We start from the raw sequence: 15,941 nt of genomic DNA, 5'->3' as shown, positions 1-15,941 counted from the left end.
GACGGGAGGTGTTACAGCAGTGGGAAAAACCAGCCTGACCGTCAACCTGCGGATCGAGGGCGTGCGCGAGACCCTCGCCGCGTTCAAGGAACTTCCGGCCGACGCCAACAACGAGCTCCGCGACGCATCACAGAAGCTCGCCAAAGCCATCGCCGCCAAAGCGGTCGTCGACGCACACGCGCACGGTGGACCGCAAGGGAAGCTGCTCGCCCCGACCATCAAGGCCGCCCGCGACCGGGTGCCGATGGTGACCGTCGGCGGAACCCGCAAGGTCGGGCACACCCGGGCCCCGGCCTACGGGCTGCTGTTCGGGTCCGTGTTCGGCTACTTCGGACGATCGGGCTGGTACGCCGCGCCGCGCTACCACGGTGGTCGCGGTCGCCAGTACCGGCCGCACCGCGGGCAAGACGCCTATTGGTTCTTCCCGCTCGTCGAATCCGAAGCACCCGCGATCTCGAGCGCGTGGAACCACGCCGCAGACCAGATTGTCCGCCGCTTCTCCGCCGGTGGTGATCTCTGATGGCCACCGCTGAACGCACCATCCGCATCCGGTTCGACGGTTCAAGTACCGGGCTCGCGTCGGCCGCGGCGAAGGCACGCGCCGAGATCAAAGCCATGCAGGCCGCCACCGACAAGCACAAGCAGTCCCTCGCCGGATTCTCCGCAAGCGTCCTATCGTCCGCGGCGAGTTTGAGCCGTATGGCGTTGACGGCGTCCAGCGTCGCCACCGCGGTGGTGGTGCTGCACGCCCTCGCCGTCGGCGCCGCGGTCGCCGCCGGCGCTTTTCCGCTGCTGGTCGCCGGTGGCCTCGCCGCGGTCGGCGTGATGGCCGCCATCAAACTCGGATCGGACGGGATCAAGAGGGCGTTCGAGCAGCTCACGCCGACGCTGAACACCCTGAAGTCCGCGGTGTCGCTGTCGTTCGAGCAGTCGTTCGCCCCGGCCGTGCGGAACCTCAAGACGCTGCTACCGCAGTTGACGGTTGGGCTGAAGTCGGTTGCGTCCGCGGTCGGCGGTTTGGCGGGCCGCTTCACGGCGATGCTCGCCGCACCCCGCCAGGTATCCGGGCTGAACACCATCTTGAATGCCACCACCCGGATCGTGCAGAACATCGGGAAGTTCCTCGCCCCGGTCGGCGCCGCGTTCATCCGGATTGGCGCGGTCGCCGCGCCGATCCTCGTGCAGCTCACGTCCGGGCTCGGCAACGTCGGTGAGCGGTTCAACGCGTTCATTCAGGCCGCGGCCAACGACGGGCGCCTCGCCGCCTGGATCCGCGGCGCGCTCGACCTGTTCCGGCAGATCGGGTCCGTCGTCGGCACCGTGTTCGGAATCGTCAAGGACGTGATCACCGGTCTGATGTCGTCCGGGCTCGGCCAGCTCGGCGGCACCCTTACCGTCGTTCTCGATACCATCCGGGCATTCACGTCCTCGGCCGACGGCCAGGCCGCCATCAAGGCCATCGGTGACGCGCTCGCTGCCGTGTCGGCCGCGGTGGGGAAGGTCCTCAACTCCGGGCTTCGCGCGTTGGGCCCGCTGATTCCGCCGCTCGCCGACGCGTTCGGCAAGCTGGCTACCATCGTCGGCGGGATCCTCGCCACGGCGATCGGTTGGTTAGGTCCGAAGCTGCAAGCCATCGCCGGATTCATCCAGCAGAACAGCACGTGGTTGGTGCCGCTGGTGGTCGCGCTCGGCGGGCTCGCCGTCGTGATTCAGACCGTGATCACCGCGGTCAAGATCTGGCAGACCGTGGTCATGGCCTACACGGTCGTGCAGTGGTTGCTGAACGCCGCGATGGACGCGAACCCAATCGGCCTGGTCGTGATCGGCATTGCCGCGCTGATCGCGTTGATTGTCCTGATCGTGTCGAACCTGGACTTTTTCCGTGGAATTTGGGACGCCGTATGGAAGTGGGCGTCCGACGTCGTGACTGCGGTTGTCATCTGGTTTCGCCAGAAATGGGACGCCGTCGTGGCGTGGTTCACCGCCTTGTGGATCGGTGTCCGCGATTTCTTCAAGGGGATTTGGCAAGACCTGATCCTGGCCGTCACCAAGGCCGTCGTGTGGATCCGTGACAAGTGGAACGTTGCCGTAGAAGGGATCAAGGGGTTCTTCCGTGGGCTCGGCGACTTCATCGGCGGCATCTGGGACGGCATCGTGTCCGGCGCCAAGCGCGCTGTGAACGTCGCGATCCGGCTGGTGAACGGGATCATCCACGGCGTCAACAACGTGTCCGGTCTGGTCGGGATCCCCTCGATTCCGGACATTCCGATGCTCGCGCGTGGCGGCACCGCGTCCGCGGGCCATTCGTACCTGGTCGGTGAACGTGGACCTGAGCTGTTCACCCCGGGCCGCACCGGGCGCGTCACCAACGCCACCACCACGGCCGACGCGATCGGCGGGCGTGGCGGGGCGACCGTGCTGCACGCCGTCGTCGACCTGGGCGCGGGCATCGCGCAGCGGTTGACGCTGGAGTTCGACGAGTTCGGCCGCCAGACCCGCCGGACCGCGCTGGCGGGGGGTGGCCGCTGATGGCACCGCCGTACAGCTCGTATGCGGCGCTGGCCGCCGAGCAGGTCGAGGGCATCGCCTACACCCGCACGCAGTCCGGCCCGCCCGGCACGGGGTGGTCGGCGATCGCGATTCACGGTGGCGCGATCGAGGCCGGTACCGGAGAGCTCGCGCGCGAGATCGCCGGTAGTCAGATGGCGCGCTACGAGTTCGCCGGAATCAAGCCGTCGGGCAATACCGATCTGCACATCACCAGCGGCCTGTTCGACGAACCACAGTGCCTCGCGCTGATCGGCTCGACCGATCGCACCGTGTCCGTGCACGGCTTCGCCGGAACGGCGGGCATCGCTGAGACGGCACTCGGCGGACTCGACACCGGCTTGCGGGACAAGATCTCGGCGGCGCTGGCCGCGGCCGGTTTCAGCGTCGGCGCCGCGCCGTCGGAGCTGGGCGGGTCCGATCCGTCGAACATCTGCAACCGCAACCGGTCGGGCGCCGGTGTACAGCTGGAGTTGTCGAACGCGCTGCGCGCGTCGTTCTTCCCCGGCGGCGACCTGTCGGCGGCTTCGCGTGCCAGCGGTGTCCGCACGCCCGCGTTCTACGCCTACGCCGCCGCGGTCAAGTCCGTGATGGGCACCACCGCCACCTACCTCGCCGACCTGTCACGGGTCCGGATCGCGTTCACCGGGCTCAACACAGACGCCGACTACGCGAAGGTCGAACGCACCACCGACGGGATCACCTGGTCGACCGTGCGCGGTGGCGACACCGTCGCGCTGATCGGCGGCGCCGGAAAGATCGATGACTACGAGTTCGCGGCCGGTGTCGCGAACACCTACCGGATGACCGCGGTCGACTCGGCGCCGGTCACCTCGCTCGGCACCGGCGCTATCGCGACCGGCAACAACGCCACCCTCACCCCGGCACTACCCGCCGGAACCCTCCCGACCACCGGAACGATCCTGCTGCTGCTGGCCAGCCACCGCGCGACCGGCGCCACCATCACCACCCCCACCGGGTGGACCCGGCTAGCCGGGGGATTCTCCAACGTGGCCGCGTTCTACCGGACCTACGCCGCCGGGCTCGCCGCGCCCACCGTCGCGTTCACCGGCGGCGCCGCGGGCGACTCGTGCACCGCGCAGATCCGCGCGTTCACCAACGCCACCACCCCGGTGCATCTCGCTGTCTCAAGCAATTCCGCCGCACAGGACGTGGTGTACCCGGCGGCGAGTGTGGCCGCCGACGCCACCGTGTGGGTGCTGCAACAGTGGAAGCAATCCGCCTCGACCGGCGCGACACAGCCGGTGCCTGCGTTCAGCGACCAGCAGGGCGGTTCCAACACCACCGGCACGAACGCCGAAAGCATGTGGTCGTGGCGCACCAACGCCGCGGCGAACCTGCGCATCCTCGCGTCCGGAGTGTCGACCTACACCGGCGGGTCCTCGGCGATCTCCCGCTCGCGGCTGCTCTACGTCCCGCGCCGCGCCGTCACCGACCGCGACACCGCCGTCATCACCCCGGTACCGGCGTCGGTGTGGCTCAAGAACCCGTCACGCCCGAGCTTGAACACCGCGGTCACCGTCACCGGCGTGTCGGACGTCGACCGTCCCGACCGCGGCGCCGAGTTCGACATCGTCGGCCGGACGCTGCCGGTCGCAGTGACCGACGTGATGGGCTCCCGACGCGTGACACTCACCATCACCACCGCCACCCTCGCCGCCGCCGCGGACATGGATCGGCGGCTGTCCGCGGGCGAACCCGTCTTCGTGCAGGCACCGGGCCCGGCGTGCGCCGTGCCGACGCTGTACGCGGTCGTCAAGGGGTTCAAGCAGGCGAAGCACTCTCGGCGCACCGTCCGGCGGTTCTTCGAGCTCCCGCTGATCGAAGTGGCCGCCCCGGGCTCGACGGTCTACGGGGACACCTACGTCTACGCCGACGTGCTCGCCAGCTACACCACCTACGGCGATCTGCTGGGCGCGGTCACGACCTACTCGAACCTCATCGACAAGGTGTCCACCGGCGAGGTGATCGTGCCGTGAGGCCGGTGACTGATTCGTTCCTCAACACCGTGCGCGGTGCTCACAAGGCAGTGTTCCGCGCGAAAGTCGTGGCGCCCGGACAGACCGGCGTCAATCCGCTCGGCGTCGAAATCCCCGTCAACTCCGGCGACGTCACTTCCGACACCACCGCGGACATCACCTCAACGGCAGACCTCACCACGTCGCTTGCGTGGCCGGTCACGCCGACCGCGCCCGGCGCACCCTACGGGCAAGAGATTTACCTTGAGCGCGGCGTGCAGTACGGCAACGGCATCCGCGAGTTCGTCGGACTCGGCTACTTCCGCATCGACTCTGTCGAACAGGACCGTACCCCGAACGGAAAACTCCACATTGGAGCGTCCGACCGGATGGTGAACGTGCGCGACGGCCGCAACATCGCGCCATACCAGTTCGGCCCGTCCGCGTCCGTCGGGGCTGTCATCGACCAGGTGATCGGCGAAGTGGTGCCGAACCTGGTCACTGTCTACGACTTCCCCGCGTATGCGGTCACGTTGGGCACCTCGCACGTCGTCGATGAGGACCGGCTGAAGTTCGTCAGAGATCTCGTTGCCGCGTATGGGAAAGTGATGTATTTCGACTACGCCGGGCGGCTGCAAGTCAAGTCGCCACCCGCGCAAGCGCGGGATTCTGTGTGGACGATCAACCACGGCCGGGGCGGCGTGCTCGTGTCGATGAAACGTGCCATCTCCCGGGACGGGATCTACAACGCTGTCGTTGCGCGCGGCGAGTCCACCGGCGAACTCCCGCCGGTGCAAGGCATCGCCTACGACAACGACCCGGCATCACCGACGCGATGGGGCGGCCCGTTCGGGAAGGTCCCGAAGTTCTACAGCTCCGCATTCCTCAACACCCCCAAACAGTGCAGCGCCGCAGCGGCATCAATGTTGTTGTCCGCCAACGGTTTGCCCTACACAGTGAGTCTCGGGACCGTGCCTAACGCCGCGCTGGAGGCATGGGACGTGGTGACTGTGACCTATGACGACCACGCCAGCGCCCAAACGCACATCATCGACCGCATCACCTACGCACTGTCCGCCGATGGCGCCATGGGGATTGACACCAGAAGGCAGTACCTCACATGAACGCCGCCGACATCGCGAGCTTGCTTGCCGCGGGCACCGCCGCGCCGACCGGACCCGAAGACATCGCCACCTACACCGGCCGGATCGTCACGTGGGACGAACTCTCAGGCGTCAACACCGTGGAAGTCAACGGGGTCATTCTGTCGAACCTGCGCGTCATTCAGTCGGGAATCGGCGTCGCCTACCAGCCCGATGACGTCGTGATGGTCGTCCGCAAACAGACGCAATATTTCATCTGGGGAAAAGTGGGAGCGCCCGGCGCGGGCGCCGCGAATCAGATCCGATCTGGGCTTGTCGTGGCAGAGGAAAGTCAGTCCGACACCGCGGGCGGCTACGTGGACCTACCGTCCTACGGCCCGGAACTTCGGGATGTGTACATCGGTTCGTCCCGCCGGTGCCTGGTCCTGGTCAAGGCTGCCGTGCACGTGACGAACTGTACCGCCATCGCCAACTTCCGTGTCACCGGCGCATCAACAGTGTCACCCAACGCCGCCAGTAGTGCGTATCTCGGCGCGCCGGAAGCGACGATGTCCGCGAGCTCTCAATTGCTCCTGACCGCGGCCGACGGGCTGAATCAGGGATTGCACACCTTCACCATGAAATACCGCGTCGACAGCGGAACCGGCGGCTTCGCCAATCGAGTCTTGACCGTAATTCCCTTCTGAGAAAGGAGAAACTGACATGCCTGCCACACCCATCTACGCATACCGCTACCCGGCGGTGAGCGACCCGCCGAACGTGTCGTTGCACATTCAGCAATTGGCGACGGATCTGGAGACCAAGACGGCGACGACCGACGCGACCCTGAACACGATGGGCGCGACCGTTCAGGGGCACGCGGCCTACCTCGACACCGGCACCCAAGGCATCGCGTCCGGCACGGAGACCCGGCTCAAACTCCGCGGCGCCATCACCGGCTGCCCGGAAGTCAGTTCCAATGCCGGGCTCGACCAATTCACCCTGAACCGTGCGGGTGTCTGGTCGCTGGTCGGTTCGATCCGGGCGCCGAACTCCCAACCAGGAGACAAGCTGCTGTGGATCGCCAGCGGCGCGTCTTTCACCACCGGACGCGACAACTCGGCGAGCATCTACGGCTCGCAGCTGTACCAGGCCGCCACCGTAGTAAAAGAGACCCGGTTCGCCGCCGGTGACGTCGTCAGCTTGTGGCACTACGCGCAGACCGGCTACACCCTCGGCGTCATCGACAGCACGCCGTCGCTGAAACTGACCTGGATTCGGCCATGACGGCCGGGCCGATCGCGTCCGACTACCGCGCGCGCGGCGCGGCGAGGACGGCGTGAGACGTGAACCTCTGGGCCATCGTCACCGGCGCAATTGTCGCCATCACCGGCCTGCTCGGCTCGGTCGTGCTCGTGTTCAAAGCGCGCCCCGAGGTTCGGAAGCTCAAGACCGATGGCACCGCGGCACTGCTGTCCGCTACGACCGCGACCGGCGCCGAGCTCGCCGACGAGGTGCGGTCGCTGCGCGCCGACGTCACCCGGTTGTGGCAAGCGCAGCATGCCACCCAAGAACGGATCACCGTGCACCTGCGCTGGGACGCGAAGGTCGTCGACGCCGTGCGTGAGCTCGGCGGCGACATCGCCGACCCGCCCCCGCTCTACCCGGAAGGAACTTGATGGCCACCGCCCTCGACTACTCGGCGGGTCGTCCGCGCGCCGCCGCGGTGCGTGATGCCCGCCATGACGGGGTCATCCGCTACGTCGGCACGCCGGGCAGGACCAAGAACATCACCCGCGCCGAGTACGCCGACATGGTCGCCGCTGGGCGCGGGGTGGCGCTGGTCTACGAGAACCACGCCGGTGACGCCGCAGGCGGCTACGCGGGCGGGCAGGCAGCCGCACGGGCGGCCCGTGCCGACGCCGACGCGATCGGGTTCCCCGCGGACCGGCCGGTCTACTTCGCTGTCGACTCCGACCAGGTGACCCGCGACCAGTTCACCGCGGTGATGGCCTACCTCGACGGCGCGGCCTCGATTCTCGGCGGGCGCGAGCTCGTCGGCGTCTACGGCGAGTTCGACGTCATCGAGATGGCGGTCGGCGCGCACGCCCGCTACGGCTGGCAAACCGCCGCCTGGTCCACGGGCAAACACTCGACCAAGGCCGCGCTCTACCAGCGGCTCGGACAGATCTACGTCGGCGGAATCCAGGTCGACGTCTCCGACATCCTCGCCCCCGATTGGGGCCAACACAACGCGCCTACCACCCGCGCAACCCAGAGTGCCGGCACTCCCGGCGCACTCGACCAGGAGGACACCATGGCCACCGCACCCGCAGGCACCGACGAACACCTCGACCTCATCGTGAAAGGCAAGACCGCGCTCTACCTCGCGTGCAGCTGGAACGAGGTCATCCAGGTTCACGCGATTCTGTTCTACGGCGACACCGGCGACGATCTGCACGGCACGGGCGTCGGTGGCGCGGTGAACGCCACGACGTGGCAGTCCAACCGGCCCGGCCCGGTACCCATCCCGCCCGATGCGGCGATGGCCACCGTCCGCTACACCGCCACGCACTCGTTCGCGGTCGGTGCCGTATGAGGCGCCTCGACGCGGCCCGGATCCGGAAGTTCCTCGCAGGCGTCGCCGGGGCGATCGTCGCCGCCGGGGGAATCGCCGTGCTGTTCCCCGACCTGTCCACGGGGTGGGCGACCCTCATCACGGGCGCGGTGACCGCGCTGGCCGTGCTCGGCGGCCCGGCCAACGCACCGAAGCCGCCAGCGGCCCCGCCGGTTGCACCAGTCGAACGGGTGTTCTAGCGTGGCGGCTGGTCGGGCGGGTGGGGAAGACCCGCCCGGCCAGCCGACTTTCAGGAGCACGCCATGCCATACCGAGCCGTCCACCGTGCGACCACGGAATGCCGCGGGTTCAGCGACGAACACCGGTTGCATTGCTGGCTCAAGGCCGCAAACCTCGACCCCGACCGGACCCTGCTCGACCAGCTGCTGGCGTACGGGCGCAGCGCCGACGCGCGCGCCTTCCGTCCGCTGGCCGTTGGGCCCTGGGATATCTACGCCGATCGGGATCCCGCATGGAAAATCTTGCCGCCGCGGCCGGGCGGCATTTCGTACGACGGCCAGCGGCACTACGACAACCAGCTGGAAGGACCCAACCCTGATGAGCGAGCAGGAGTACCACCCGAGCCCGGAGTTCAACCCGGGGCACCCGGATAACGCGGCCTGGCGGTCGGGCCCGAAGCCGCCGGACATGCCTGCCGAGGCGGGCATCGTCGCGATGTTCACCAACTCGAACGGCCCGATTCAAGAGTCAGACGTGCAGGTGCCGGATCCAGATTCCGGGTCGGAGAAGTCGACCACCCCGGGGACACGCGGCAAATAGCCGTGCATACGAAAGCCCCCGTTCTCGCCGGATTGCATCCGGTTGAGAGCGGGGGCTTTCGTCGTCTGCTGGGTCAGTTCTTCGGTAGTAGCGGTTCGACCTTCAGCGCGAGGTCTTGCGCTGCCGCGCAGGCTTCGTCGGTCGTCTTAGACGACGAGTTGAACAGAACGAGAGCGCGCGAGTTCGACTGGACCTCCATGCCGATGGTGCAGTCGCCGTGATCGCCGAGCGGTTCCTTCTCCTGGACGGATCGGCGGCCGTTTATCTTGGCGGGAGCCGCTTTGGCCGGATTGGCGATGTTATCGTCGATCTTTTGCCCCGCCTGGAGCGCTAAGCCGAGTTGTCCCTGTATTGCGCCCTTTTTAGTGCCGCAAGATCGCTTAGGGTCGGCGATATCCGGAGTCGCGGGCTCGTACCCTTGTCCAGCGAGAACTTGATCAAGCAACTTGCAAGGGTCCATGCTAGCGAAGGGGTTACTGGGATCAGACGTGGGTGACGCCGAGCCGGAAGCTTGGGAGCTGGACGGAACCGTGCCCGGCTTCGCTTGGCCCTCAACTGGGCTGGAGCATCCCGCGAGCATTATTGCGGCGACCAGCATGCCTGCGAACGTTACAAGTCCAGTGGGTTTTTTCACGAGTCGTGGAGTCCCTGGTTGAGTTTACGAAAATTGACGCTGTGGCGTTCTTCAGTCTCGCGGTAGTTCTTGCGAGCGATGATGAGCGCCGCCTTAGCGTTCTCGATTCCATCTCGCATGAGCATAAGGTTCGGCATCAGGGAACTGGCGTCGCCCTCGTGGACCGTTACGTTGAACTGAGCTACCTGACGGGCGTAATTGCTCGATCCCATCTGAGCTGCCTTCCCGAGTAGTTCGAGCTGACGTTTCCAGTACTCGAACCCGTCGAGGAATTTGTCACAGGCTTTCAAATACGCCTGAAGGCCCGCCTCGTTGATCGCGAACCCGCCATTGAGAGCCTGTTGTTTCAGGTCTGCGCCTCCATCGGCAACGCGGTGCGCGCCCTCGGCGTCTAGCGGGGCGGTCATCAAGTTGTCGATGAAGTTCTTGCCCGCGTCTCCGCTGGCAGGGGCAGGAGGCACGAAGGTGCCGTCTGTTCCGACTTCGATCCCCGGCTGTCCGTCGGCCATCGCGCTGCTCCCCGCTGTCGTCGCCCACCCTGAGTGGCTCCCCGGTCACTGTACTTGTGACGGTTCGGGGCTGTCAGCGGTTCCGGCGGACCGCTAACGCAGCCGCAGGCGGTTGAGCTCGTCCTCTTCGCGGGTGCATATCGGGCACGGCACGTGTAGTTCGCAGTCCGAGCAGAGTCCGTGGCGGGCGATGCGTCGGGTGGGGTCGGTGCCGTAGTTCGGGTAGCAGGCGACGCCGCACTGGGCGAGGTAGAGGACCTGACCGTCAGCCCCGACCGCCTTGTGGCAGCCGGGTGGTACCCAGTGGGCTGGACGGTGCGGGGCGGTGTGGTCGTCGGCCTCGGGCATCCATCCGTGGCTCGGCAGCGGCAGGTTCATCTGGTCCTTCTGGGGTATGTCGGTGCCAGCACAGAGCCCCCACGCTCGTGAAGTCGTGGGGGCTCTGGCCTCCGCGCCTCGGGTAAGACGCGAAGTGGAAGCCCAGCCGCCGCGCCGCGCGAGGGGAGCAGCGCGGCGGCCGGACGATCAGGGGGCGGACTTAGCGGCCTCAAGCAGCGTCAGCCATCGTTGGACGGTGCCGTATGACGATTCGTATGTGCGTGCGAGCTCGCGGATTGTGTGGCCTCTCCGGCGGTCCATCGCGAGCGTCGCGGGTATGGGCCGTGGCCTCACAGACGTTGCCCGCATCGGGGTATCTACTGCAGCCAGTAGTCCATAGGCCGTTGACCACGGGATTTCGTGGCGGTCGCTGAGTTCTGCCACGGTGCTTCCGGCGAGATACTCAGCGGCCAGATGGCCGGGGTCGACCATCACAATCCTTCGTGCCAGTGCTCGCAGTCCCACGCGTAGCCCGCGGACTGGTAGACGACGTGGCAGTGACAGCAGGCGCGGACCTCGCGCTCGCGCGGCGTCCACGTCTCGGCATCCACCTCGGTGACTCGCCCCTTGCGCAGCGACTCGGGAGCCTTGACGCGGTCCAAGCTGGCGAGGGCGGTCACTGGCCGATCTCCGGCTCGCGAGGCGAGGCACCGCAGTACGGCGTGCGTACCCGTTGCCCGTCTGGCATGTGCTCGATCCACACCCCGGCAGGAGTGAGCCCGCACGGGCACCGCTCGTCGTGGCGCGGCCGGTCGTGCGTCACCAGGTTGCCCGCCGGGCTGTTCGGGTAGCTCACGAGATCCGCCCGGTTCGGACAAGGGCGAGTTCGGCCCGGCAGTGACGGCACACCAGGAACGAGCTGCCCGGCGTGATCGGCGCGGGATCGATGTCCCCCCGCTTGTGCAGCTCAGGGGCGAGCTTCCCGACCAGGCACCACGGCGACAGCAGGCCAATCGAGCTGTCGGCAAGGTCGCGCTTGCGGTACAGGTGCGCCGCGCCATGGGCCTTGTAGTACCTGGCCGTGTAATCGGCGTCGGTGGTCACTCTCGTCTCGATCAGTACGTGTTTTCCCATGGCATCCCCGCGAGTATCTGTAGTCGTTGTGCCACCGACGGTACAACTAGAAATTCGAGTTAGCGCGGTCCAATCGGGTGACGCTACGATCACCAGCCATGGAATCCACCGGCCCGGCGACCTACCGGCTCCTGCTCGGACGCGATCTGAAAGAGCTCCGAGAAGGCGCGGGCATCAACCGCGAAGACGCCGCAAACCACGTCGGCTGGCACCTCTCGAAGATCAGCAAGGTGGAACAGGGGCAAGCCACGCTGAAGGCCGACGAGGTCACCAGGCTCTTGGAGTTCTACGGCGCACGTCCCGAGGACACCGCCCGCGTCGAAGAGTTCGCCGCACACGCTCGCAAGCGCGGAAGCTTCGGCAAGGTCGCCGACTGGGCACGTCAGTACCTCGGCTTGGAGGCAGACGCGCGATCGCTGGCCATCTGGGACACCGAGCTGATTCCGGGCCTGTTCCAAACGCGGGGCTACGCCAAGGCCGTCGTCACCACGAGCGCGGTAGTCGCTGCCGTGGATGTCTCCCGTGTCGTCGACTCCCGGGTACGTCGTCAGGCGCTACTCGATCGGATGCCGCCGCCCGAGGTCCACCTGGTCCTCGGCGAAGCGGCACTCCGGCGCATGATCGGCGACCCCGCCACGATGGCTGGCCAGCTCCGTTACCTGGCTGAAGTGAGCACGCGTCCGAACATCACCGTGCAGGTCCACCCCTTCGCGGCCGGTCAGCACGCCGCGTTGGGCTCCGGGTTCACGCTGCTGGATGTCGCCGTGGGCACCGCGACCAAGACGTGGGCGTACTTGGAGGATCTGACGCGGGCTGACCTGCTGGACGGCGAGTCACACGTGAACGCCTACCAGCTCGCGTTCCGCACGTTGACCGAAACCGCCTTGCCAGCGCGTGAGAGCATCGCCATGTTGGAAGCGGTCGCGAAAGACCTGGAGAAGAAGTGAAAACCGAGGTCGAATACACCGAGTGGCGGAAGTCGTCCCGATCCTCCGGTGGCGCGAACAACTGTGTCGAGGTGGCCTACGCACCCTCGACTGTGGCTGTCCGGGACACCAAGGACCGTGCCGCCGGGCATCTCACCGCAACATCTGATGGCTGGTCGGCGCTGCTCGCTCAGGTGCGCCGGTAGGCACACTGCGCGACAGGACGGCCCCGGCGACTCGTGAACGCCGGGGCCCTTCTGCTAGGTGTGCCTGGTCAGTGCATGCCGACCAATTGGCGTGCCGCCAAAAGTTCGATCTCGGAACACCCCGCCTGACCGGTGGCGATTTTTCGCCGGTCGAGGTACGGAGTAAGCCTTGATCCAAGTAGCAGCGACGCGCAATCCGCGGCGATCTCGAACTCGTCAAGGCCGCCGAAGGCGTTGACCGCACGTCCAGGCACGGAGTACTTGCGGATCTGCTGCGTGTGCGCCCACTCGTGGTTCACGACACTGGACATCTGCTCGCAGGGCACTTCCGACGAGATCGAGACTGTCCTGTCAGTCGGATAACCCGTCAAACCCCACGCTGGGCCCGGCAGTATTCCGGGCACGATTACCCAGCTGTAGGCGTTCCGCCCGAGCGCATCGAGGCGATCGGCCATGACGACCGCTGCGTCGCAGACCGGCTCCGCCGCCGAAGCGACGGGCGATCGATCAACGCGCACAACGGCGAGCAGCCCAGCGACAAGTACGAACGCGACGATGATCGGCAAAGATTTGGCCAGCATGCGCGGGCGCGATCTCGGTGGTTCCCCCATGGTGACCTCTTCGAGTTGATCACTGGAACTGTTACGGCGGGTCATCGCTTCGCCGCCTCTGCCACGGCGTCCTCGGCCGCGTAGTCCGGCACGACCGGCAGAACGCCCAGCGCCATCAGGAGCGCACTGGCGGCCTCCTTTGCCTCGCCGATCGTGTCGCTCGACAGTCGGGGCTTGAACCCGTCGGCGGCGAGTTTGAACATGACCGCGTTGACGACGCCCCACGGGTCATAAGTCGGGAGTTCTTGACTGCTGCCGTTCACTTGTGCCCCAGATCTGCCCCATTTTGAGGCCATCGGCGCAGGTGAGTGCAGTTCCTCACCCACCACAACTACGTCGCCGAGGAGACCTACGACGGCGTCGACCTGCTGGTGACGAGGAAGGGCGCGATCCGGGCGGGGTCCGGCGACCTCGGGATCATCCCGGGCAGCATGGGCACCGGCTCGTACATCGTGCGCGGGCTCGGCAACACGGACTCGTTCCAGTCCGCGTCGCACGGCGCGGGCCGCCGGATGTCCCGGACCAAGGCGAAGAAGACCTTCACCACCCAGGACCTCGAGGAGCAGACGGCCGGGGTGGAGTGCCGCAAGGACTCCGGCGTGGTCGACGAGATTCCGGGCGCGTACAAGGACATCGAGACGGTGATCAAGGCGCAGACGGACCTTGTCGAGGTGGTAGCGCACCTCAAGCAGGTCATCTGCGTGAAGGGCTGACCCACCTCCACACTGTGGAACTCGCAGTCCCGAGCGTGGGACTCGCGCGGGCGCACGCTCACGGGCGCGAGTTCTACGCCGGTGGTCACCGTGCCCGGTCCGCTGCCGTAGAGCACGACGTCGCCGGTCAAGCCGTAGTTGGGATGTCGATGCCGGACCGCATCGGTTCGGTTCGTGCGGACACCGCTCACGGTGGGCCCGATCGGCTCCGGGTCGTCACGAAACTGCACGCCACGGCAACTACGTTGCACATTGACGAGCTGTCGGCGGTATCTGGTCAATCGCGTGCGAACCGGTAGCGTGGTGGCATGAACCGCTGGGGAGTTCTCGGATCGTTCGCTGTCGCCGCAGTCCTGCTGGCCGGTTGTGAGCAGGTCAATTCCGCCGTCGACGGGGCCAACGGCGCCGTGGACAAGGTGAGCGCGTGCACCGAGGCGCTCGGCCTCGCCGACCTGAATCCCTTGGTGGATCCCCAGAAAATCAAGGCGCGGGCCGTCGACAAGGAGAAGCGCCTGCGTGAGCTGGCCGGTCAGGTCCAGGATCAGCAGGTGAAGAACGCGCTGGTCACGATGGCCGACTCGTACGTCGAGGTGCAGAAGGAACGGTTCGAGGATCTCGGCGTCGTCGGCAAATGGGCCGAGCGCAACGTCAAGCGCCTCGACGCCCTCCGCAAAGCCTGCGGCTAGCGTCCGCCACGTCCGCAACTCGTCGACGAGTTGCGAAATCCAGTGAGCTCAGCTGGTTAGCGCTGGGACGCGGCCTGCCGTGGCCGAGCGGCGTTTCCAGATCAGGCCGAGCCCGGCGAGCACCAGGCCGCCGAGGCCCGCCGCGACGAAGCCCCAGCCCGGTGAGCTGTGGTCGATCGCGAACCCGACCACCGGGCTGCCGACGGCGAGCCCGAGGCGCGTCGCCGAGTCCTGCAGGCCCATCGCCTCGCCGCGCACGGTGGCGGGCGCCAGCTTGCTGACCGACTCGGTGGTCGCGGCGAGCGTCGGCGCGCAGACCAGGTTCGTCGGGAACAGCGCGATCATCAGCAGCCACCATGGCTGGTCGAACAGCCCGACCGGCAGCACCAGCAGTGTCAGCAGCAGCATCAGTTTCGTCTGGGTCAACGACTTGGCGACCGCGCCGTGCACGATGCCGCCGATCACCGACGCCACGCACATCACCGTGATGACCAGGCCGGTCCAGCCGACGTCGCCGGTCGCGCGCAGTGACGCCAGCGCCGCGACCTCGGTGCCGACCAAGGTGAACAACGCACCCGCGGCGACGAGCAGGGTGGCGATCAGCCGGCCGCTCAGCCAGGTCCGCAGCGCGGGCCGGGGCCCGGCGATCTTCGGCCGCGAATCGTCCTCGCCGCGGATCGGCAAGTTCGTCAGGTACAGCAGGACGGCCGTCAGCCCGAAGCAGACACCGACCCCGGTGAACGCGGTCGACGCGGGCAGCTGCGTGATCGCGAGGATCCCCACCGACGGCCCGATCATGAACGACGCCTCGACCGAGACCGAGTCCAATGAGTAGGCGGCGCGGCGCTGCGACTCGGGCACCAGCGCCGCGAGCACCTGGCGGGCGATCGAGCCGGACGGGATGGCGAGCAGCCCGCCGGGCAGCGCGACCAGCAGCAGCCAGAGATAGGACAGGTGTGGCGCGCTGATCCAGAACGTGGTGGAGGCGACCCCGCAGACCGCCACCACCGGGCGCAGGCCGTACTTGTCGATCATCCTGCCGACGAGCGGGGAGCCGAGCGCGCTGCCGAGCATGGTCGCGGTGCCGACCAGCCCGGCTTCGCCGTAACCACGGCCGAGGTTTTGCACGACGTAGAGGGTCAGCGTCACGCCCATCGCGGTCATCGGCAGGCGCGCGAAGAACATCAGCGTCATCGAAA

At 67.2% G+C, this 15,941-nt stretch carries 22 protein-coding genes and 1 pseudogene; 14 read left to right on the top strand and 9 right to left on the bottom strand.

Annotation, left to right across the window (positions count from 1 at the left end; translation table 11 throughout):
• Positions 1-19 precede the first annotated feature (19 nt).
• The 10 genes from QMK34_RS07260 (at position 20) to QMK34_RS07215 (ending at position 9,005) form a co-directional block, all read left to right on the top strand.
• The gene (locus QMK34_RS07260) at positions 20-520 is read left to right on the top strand and encodes a hypothetical protein (protein WP_326412832.1); all 501 of its coding nucleotides are present in this window, start codon (positions 20-22) and stop codon (positions 518-520) included.
• Positions 520-2,529 carry a hypothetical protein gene (locus QMK34_RS07255; protein ID WP_326412831.1) on the top strand — a complete coding sequence of 670 codons (2,010 nt, stop codon included), beginning with the start codon at positions 520-522 and terminating at the stop codon, positions 2,527-2,529. Before QMK34_RS07260 ends, QMK34_RS07255 begins: the two co-directional genes overlap by 1 nt.
• Positions 2,529-4,547, top strand: coding sequence for a poly-gamma-glutamate hydrolase family protein (locus QMK34_RS07250; protein ID WP_326412829.1), 2,019 nt, complete (start codon positions 2,529-2,531; stop codon positions 4,545-4,547). The genes QMK34_RS07255 and QMK34_RS07250 overlap by 1 nt, the downstream gene beginning before the upstream one ends.
• A 5-nt stretch (positions 4,548-4,552) precedes the next feature.
• Complete coding sequence (locus QMK34_RS07245; protein ID WP_326412828.1) at positions 4,553-5,650, top strand: DUF5047 domain-containing protein; 1,098 nt, start codon at positions 4,553-4,555, stop codon at positions 5,648-5,650.
• Entirely contained in the window at positions 5,647-6,315 is a 669-nt protein-coding gene (locus QMK34_RS07240; RefSeq protein ID WP_326412826.1) for a hypothetical protein, read from the top strand. The genes QMK34_RS07245 and QMK34_RS07240 overlap by 4 nt, the downstream gene beginning before the upstream one ends.
• Positions 6,316-6,331: 16 nt before the next feature.
• Entirely contained in the window at positions 6,332-6,895 is a 564-nt protein-coding gene (locus tag QMK34_RS07235; protein ID WP_326412824.1) for a hypothetical protein, read from the top strand.
• Between the two features lie 59 nt (positions 6,896-6,954).
• Entirely contained in the window at positions 6,955-7,287 is a 333-nt protein-coding gene (locus QMK34_RS07230; RefSeq protein ID WP_326412822.1) for a hypothetical protein, read from the top strand.
• Positions 7,287-8,207: a glycoside hydrolase domain-containing protein gene (locus QMK34_RS07225; protein ID WP_326412820.1), complete on the top strand. Its 921-nt coding sequence runs from the start codon at positions 7,287-7,289 to the stop codon at positions 8,205-8,207. The genes QMK34_RS07230 and QMK34_RS07225 overlap by 1 nt, the downstream gene beginning before the upstream one ends.
• A complete protein-coding gene (locus tag QMK34_RS07220) occupies positions 8,204-8,425 on the top strand; it encodes a hypothetical protein (protein ID WP_326412819.1) in 222 nt (73 codons plus the stop codon). The genes QMK34_RS07225 and QMK34_RS07220 overlap by 4 nt, the downstream gene beginning before the upstream one ends.
• 358 nt (positions 8,426-8,783) lie before the next feature.
• Positions 8,784-9,005 carry a hypothetical protein gene (locus tag QMK34_RS07215; protein ID WP_326412817.1) on the top strand — a complete coding sequence of 74 codons (222 nt, stop codon included), beginning with the start codon at positions 8,784-8,786 and terminating at the stop codon, positions 9,003-9,005.
• A 73-nt stretch (positions 9,006-9,078) separates the two neighbouring features.
• Here the strand turns inward: QMK34_RS07215 and QMK34_RS07210 are convergent, their stop codons facing one another.
• From QMK34_RS07210 to QMK34_RS07185, 6 genes are all read right to left on the bottom strand, one after another.
• Positions 9,079-9,585: a DUF3558 family protein gene (locus tag QMK34_RS07210; protein WP_326413010.1), complete on the bottom strand. Its 507-nt coding sequence runs from the start codon at positions 9,583-9,585 to the stop codon at positions 9,079-9,081.
• 50 nt (positions 9,586-9,635) lie between these two features.
• Positions 9,636-10,148, bottom strand: coding sequence for a hypothetical protein (locus tag QMK34_RS07205; RefSeq protein WP_326412815.1), 513 nt, complete (start codon positions 10,146-10,148; stop codon positions 9,636-9,638).
• A 93-nt stretch (positions 10,149-10,241) separates the two neighbouring features.
• Complete coding sequence (locus QMK34_RS07200) at positions 10,242-10,526, bottom strand: hypothetical protein (protein WP_326412814.1); 285 nt, start codon at positions 10,524-10,526, stop codon at positions 10,242-10,244.
• A 431-nt stretch (positions 10,527-10,957) separates the two neighbouring features.
• Positions 10,958-11,146, bottom strand: a complete 189-nt coding sequence (locus QMK34_RS07195; protein WP_326412812.1) for a hypothetical protein — start codon at positions 11,144-11,146, stop codon at positions 10,958-10,960.
• Positions 11,143-11,322 carry a hypothetical protein gene (locus tag QMK34_RS07190; RefSeq protein ID WP_326412810.1) on the bottom strand — a complete coding sequence of 60 codons (180 nt, stop codon included), beginning with the start codon at positions 11,320-11,322 and terminating at the stop codon, positions 11,143-11,145. The genes QMK34_RS07195 and QMK34_RS07190 overlap by 4 nt, the downstream gene beginning before the upstream one ends.
• Positions 11,319-11,600, bottom strand: coding sequence for a hypothetical protein (locus QMK34_RS07185; protein WP_326412808.1), 282 nt, complete (start codon positions 11,598-11,600; stop codon positions 11,319-11,321). The genes QMK34_RS07190 and QMK34_RS07185 overlap by 4 nt, the downstream gene beginning before the upstream one ends.
• Positions 11,601-11,698: 98 nt before the next feature.
• On the opposite strand from QMK34_RS07185, the gene QMK34_RS07180 reads away from it, so the two are divergent.
• Positions 11,699-12,547 carry a helix-turn-helix domain-containing protein gene (locus QMK34_RS07180; protein WP_326412806.1) on the top strand — a complete coding sequence of 283 codons (849 nt, stop codon included), beginning with the start codon at positions 11,699-11,701 and terminating at the stop codon, positions 12,545-12,547.
• Complete coding sequence (locus tag QMK34_RS07175; protein WP_326412804.1) at positions 12,544-12,732, top strand: DUF397 domain-containing protein; 189 nt, start codon at positions 12,544-12,546, stop codon at positions 12,730-12,732. The genes QMK34_RS07180 and QMK34_RS07175 overlap by 4 nt, the downstream gene beginning before the upstream one ends.
• A gap of 68 nt (positions 12,733-12,800) precedes the next feature.
• On the opposite strand, the gene QMK34_RS07170 is transcribed toward QMK34_RS07175, so the two are convergent.
• Positions 12,801-13,388, bottom strand: a complete 588-nt coding sequence (locus QMK34_RS07170; RefSeq protein WP_326412803.1) for a hypothetical protein — start codon at positions 13,386-13,388, stop codon at positions 12,801-12,803.
• Entirely contained in the window at positions 13,385-13,606 is a 222-nt protein-coding gene (locus QMK34_RS07165) for a hypothetical protein (RefSeq protein ID WP_326412801.1), read from the bottom strand. Before QMK34_RS07165 ends, QMK34_RS07170 begins: the two co-directional genes overlap by 4 nt.
• A 60-nt stretch (positions 13,607-13,666) precedes the next feature.
• Between QMK34_RS07165 and QMK34_RS07160 the strand changes: the two are divergent.
• Both QMK34_RS07160 and QMK34_RS07155 read left to right on the top strand, forming a co-directional pair.
• Positions 13,667-14,056: pseudogene (locus tag QMK34_RS07160) on the top strand (RtcB family protein); the annotation flags it as partial.
• A 308-nt stretch (positions 14,057-14,364) separates the two neighbouring features.
• Positions 14,365-14,742, top strand: a complete 378-nt coding sequence (locus QMK34_RS07155; RefSeq protein ID WP_326412799.1) for a hypothetical protein — start codon at positions 14,365-14,367, stop codon at positions 14,740-14,742.
• 48 nt (positions 14,743-14,790) lie between these two features.
• Here the strand turns inward: QMK34_RS07155 and QMK34_RS07150 are convergent, their stop codons facing one another.
• Complete coding sequence (locus tag QMK34_RS07150; protein ID WP_326413009.1) at positions 14,791-15,936, bottom strand: MFS transporter; 1,146 nt, start codon at positions 15,934-15,936, stop codon at positions 14,791-14,793.
• Positions 15,937-15,941: the final 5 nt, after the last annotated feature.

The sequence above is a fragment of the Amycolatopsis sp. H20-H5 genome, from assembly GCF_035828755.1.
GTDB lineage: Bacteria > Actinomycetota > Actinomycetes > Mycobacteriales > Pseudonocardiaceae > Amycolatopsis.
The sequence above is the reverse complement of the archived record's forward strand: the minus strand, read 5'-3'. Positions and strand labels throughout refer to the sequence as shown.